The 3753-nt window shown below is 71.3% G+C and carries 3 protein-coding genes and 1 pseudogene; 2 read left to right on the forward strand and 2 right to left on the reverse strand.

Going from position 1 to position 3753, the window contains the following annotated elements; all coding sequences use genetic code 11:
• Window positions 1–229: pseudogene (locus ACFW2E_RS24835) on the forward strand (GntR family transcriptional regulator); the annotation flags it as partial.
• Window positions 230–274: 45 nt separating this feature from the next.
• On the opposite strand, the gene ACFW2E_RS24840 reads toward ACFW2E_RS24835, so the two are convergent.
• Together ACFW2E_RS24840 and ACFW2E_RS24845 are read right to left on the reverse strand one after the other, a co-directional pair.
• On the reverse strand, window positions 275–1045 hold the full coding sequence (locus ACFW2E_RS24840; RefSeq protein ID WP_384469283.1) for a DUF72 domain-containing protein: 771 nt from the start codon (window positions 1043–1045) through the stop codon (window positions 275–277).
• Between the two features lie 37 nt (window positions 1046–1082).
• The gene (locus ACFW2E_RS24845; RefSeq protein ID WP_384469284.1) at window positions 1083–2177 is read right to left on the reverse strand and encodes a DUF5925 domain-containing protein; all 1095 of its coding nucleotides are present in this window, start codon (window positions 2175–2177) and stop codon (window positions 1083–1085) included.
• Window positions 2178–2287: 110 nt separating this feature from the next.
• Here ACFW2E_RS24845 and ACFW2E_RS24850 point away from each other — a divergent pair.
• Window positions 2288–3753, forward strand: a 1466-nt coding sequence (locus ACFW2E_RS24850) for a hypothetical protein (protein ID WP_384469285.1), incomplete at its 3' end; no start/stop codon positions are given.

The following is a 3753-nucleotide window of genomic DNA, read 5'->3' on the forward strand; positions in this document are numbered from 1 at the left end:
CGCGGTGAACACGGTGGCCAAGGCGTACCGGGCGCTGGAGACGGACGGGGTGATCGAGACACGCGGACGCAACGGCACGTTCGTCGCCGCCGCCGGTTCGGCCGCGGCGCGTGAGGCGGCATCGGCCGCGCAGGCGTACGTGGAGCGCGTGCGCAGGCTGGGCCTGGACGAGGAGGCGGCGCTCGGTGCCGTGCGGGATGCGGTGCGGGCGGTTTACGGGGGTGGGTGAGGCGGGTCGGGTTCTGGCGGTTGCGCGGGCCGTGGTGGCGACGGATCAGCGGCGTGAACTGGGCTCCGGCGTGCGGGTCACCGTCAGGTCCGCCCTCGTGGCCAGTCCGCCGAAGGCCCTCGCGTCCTCCACGGCGGCCCCGCCGGGGTCGTTGTTGAAGTAGGCGTAGACGTCCCGGTCGTCGGACCAGGTGGTCGCGATGCGGTCCACCCATGTCTCCAGCGAACGGCGGCCGTAGCGGGGCCACGGGTGGGCACGCCCCTCGTGGAAGCGGACGTATCCCCACTCCGCGGTGCGCCACAGCGGCGTGACGGGGTGAGCCTGGACGTCGGCCCAGCACAGGGCGGCGCCGCGGGACTCCAGCACCGCCCGGGTCTCCCGTGTCCACCACGAGTCGTGGCGGGGCTCGACCGCGATCCTCGTGCCCGCCGGGAAGCGGGCGAGACAGGCGTCCAGCAGACCGGGATCGGCACGCAGGGTCGGCGGGAGCTGGAGGAGGACCGGGCCGAGGCGCCCGCCCAGGCCGGCCGCGTGCGTCATCAGGCGGTGCACCGGCTCCTCCGGGTCCTTCAGCCGCTTGATGTGCGTGAGGTACCGGCTCGCCTTCACCGCCACCACGAAGTCGTCCGGCACGCGATCGCGCCAGGCCTCGAAGTTCTCCCGCGTCGGCAGCCGGTAGAACGCGTTGTTGATCTCCACCGTGGCGAAGCGCGCCGCGTACTCCTCCAGCCACAGCCGCACGGGTACGTCGGCCGGGTACAGGCCCCCCCGCCAGTCCTTGTACTGCCACCCCGACGTACCGACGTACACGGTCATACGTCCATCAAAGCACCGGCCCCCGGCGGAGTCCTCCTCACAGGTAGAGTCCCGCGTCCGCCCCGTCCCGCGCCCCCGGAACCGACGTCGGCGAGGTGCCCCGGCGCAGCGCGTACAGCTCCGCCAGTGTCGCGCCCTCGCGGCCCACACCCTCCTCCTTGCCGAGCCAGGCCACCGCCTCCGGGCGGGTCAGCGGGCCCACCTCGATGCGGGCCAGACAGCGGCCGGGGCGGACCACGGCGGGGTGGAGGCGTTCCAGGTCCTCGTTGGTGGTGACACCGACCAGGACGTTGCGGCCCTGGCCCAGCAGGCCGTCGGTGAGGTTGAGCAGGCGGGACAGCGCCTGGCCCGCGGTGTGCCTGGCCTCGCCGCGGATCAGCTCGTCGCAGTCCTCCAGGAGCAGCAGCCGCCAGCGTCCCTTGCCCGCCGAGTCCTCCTCGCCGATCGCGATGTCCATCAGATAGCCGACGTCGGAGAACAGGCGCTCGGGGTCGAGCACGCAGTCCACCTGACACCAGTCCCGCCACGAGCGGGCCAGCGTGCGCAGCGCCGAGGTCTTGCCGGTGCCCGGCGGACCGTGGAGCAGCAGCAGACGGCCCGCGATGTCGTCCGGGGTCGTCCGCATCAGCTGGTCCATGGCGTCCGCCACCGGTGCCGTGTAGTTGGGCCGCACCTCGTCCCACGTACCCGCGGAGATCTGACGGGTCGTGCGGTGCGGGCCGCGCCTCGGGGACACGTACCAGAAGCCCATCGTCACGTTCTCCGGCTGCGGTTCGGGCTCGTCCGCGGCGCCGTCCGTGGCCTGGTCGAGGACCTTCTTCGCCAGCTCGGCGCTGGTCGCGGTCACGGTCACGTCCGCGCCCCGGTTCCAGCGGGAGACCAGGAGCGTCCAGCCGTCGCCCTCGGCGAGCGTGGCACTGCGGTCGTCGTCGCGGGCCACGCGGAGCACCCGGGCGTCCTGCGGCAGGAGGGTCGCGCCGGAGCGCACCCGGTCGATGTTGACCGCGTGCGAGTACGGTTGCTCGCCCGTCGCGAAGCGGCCGAGGAACAGCGCGTCGACGACGTCGGACGGCGAGTCGGAGTCGTCGACGTTGAGCCGGATCGGCAGAGCGTCGTGTGGGTTCGCAGACATGCCGCCATGATCCGCCACGGAGGCGCTCCGCGCACTGCATTTCCGCTGCTTGTTCCCGGTGTTCCCAACACCTCCCCCATACGCGATATCCACCATTACTGTTGTCCCTGATGGGACGTCATGGGTGGAATTCGGGGACCGGGCGGTGGCGGCTCGCCGCCCTGCTCGGGGTGGGAGTGGCCGTTCTGGCCCTGGTCGTGACCCTGATCAACACGCTGCCGGGGAGCGGAGTGAGCACCGCGGGCACCTCCCGCGACGGCGACCGGGTGCACGGCACGCCGGCCACTCCGCGGGGCAGACCGGAGCCGTACGTCGGCTGGGGTTTCACCCACACCCGGTACAGCGCCGACGAGGGCAGCGACGCGGCCAGCGAGCGGGTCGAGGGGCTGCTGGCGAAGAACGGCGGGCTGCCGCAGAACCAGCACATCATGGGCTGGGGCGCGGACAACCCCGAACCGGTCAAGGGCCGTTACGACTTCGGCGCGATGGACCGCCGGGTCGACTTCATGCGCAGGTCGGGGGCCACCCCGGTGATCACGCTGTGCTGTTCCCCGGACTGGATGAAGGGCGGCAGGGCCGGAGTCGGCAACACCGACTGGAGCCAGGCCGCGCTGGAGACCGCCCCGACCCCCGACCACTTCCAGGACTTCGCCGACCTCGCCGCCACCGTCGCCAAGCGCTACCCGGACGTACGCCATTTCATCGTCTGGAACGAGTTCAAGGGCTTCTGGAACAACGCCGAGGGCCGCTGGGACTACGAGGGCTACACGCAGCTCTACAACCTGGTCTACAAGGCGTTGAAGAAGGTCGACAAGGACATCATGGTCGGCGGGCCCTACCTCGTCATGGACAGCGTCGACCTGCGGCAGAAGCAGAACGCGTCGACGGCCCTCCGGGGTGCCTGGGGTGCCATGGACCAGCGGGTCATGGACGCCTTCGACTACTGGAACACGCACAGGGCGGGCGCCGACTTCGTGGTCGTCGACGGCTCCAGCTACACCAACGACGACGACATGCTGCCCGACGAGTTCGCGGCCACCGACAAGCTGGCCGCCGTCAGCCACTGGGTCCGGCGGCAGACGCACGACCTGCCGCTGTGGTGGGCCGAGTACTACGTCGAGCCCGCCGACGGCAACGACGACCGCAAGGGCTGGTCCGAGACCCACCGGGTCGCGGTCCAGGCCACCGGAATGATCGCCATGGTCAAGGGCGGCGCCGACTCCGGCTTCTACTGGAACCCGGAGGAGAAGAAGGGCACCGACTGTGCGGGCTGCCTGTGGACGCCGACCGACAGCGCGGCCGGGGGCAAGCAGCTCCCCATGTACGGCCTGGTGTCGAGGTTCGGCGAGGCGTTCGGGCCGGGCACCCGGCTCGAGACCGTGTCCGTCGCCAAGGACGACGTGCCCAACGTGCGCGTACTGGCCAGTGACAAGACCGTCCTGGTGGTCAACACCCTCGACCGGACGATCAGCGCACAGGTCGACGGCAGGCGGTTCGACATGCACGCCTACGAGGTGAAGTGGGGCGAGCCGGCTATCGGGCGCGCCCCCCCCGGGGCGACAGCAAATGGAGGTCA

The sequence above is a fragment of the Streptomyces sp. NPDC058964 genome, assembly GCF_042741275.1.
Classification (GTDB): domain Bacteria; phylum Actinomycetota; class Actinomycetes; order Streptomycetales; family Streptomycetaceae; genus Streptomyces.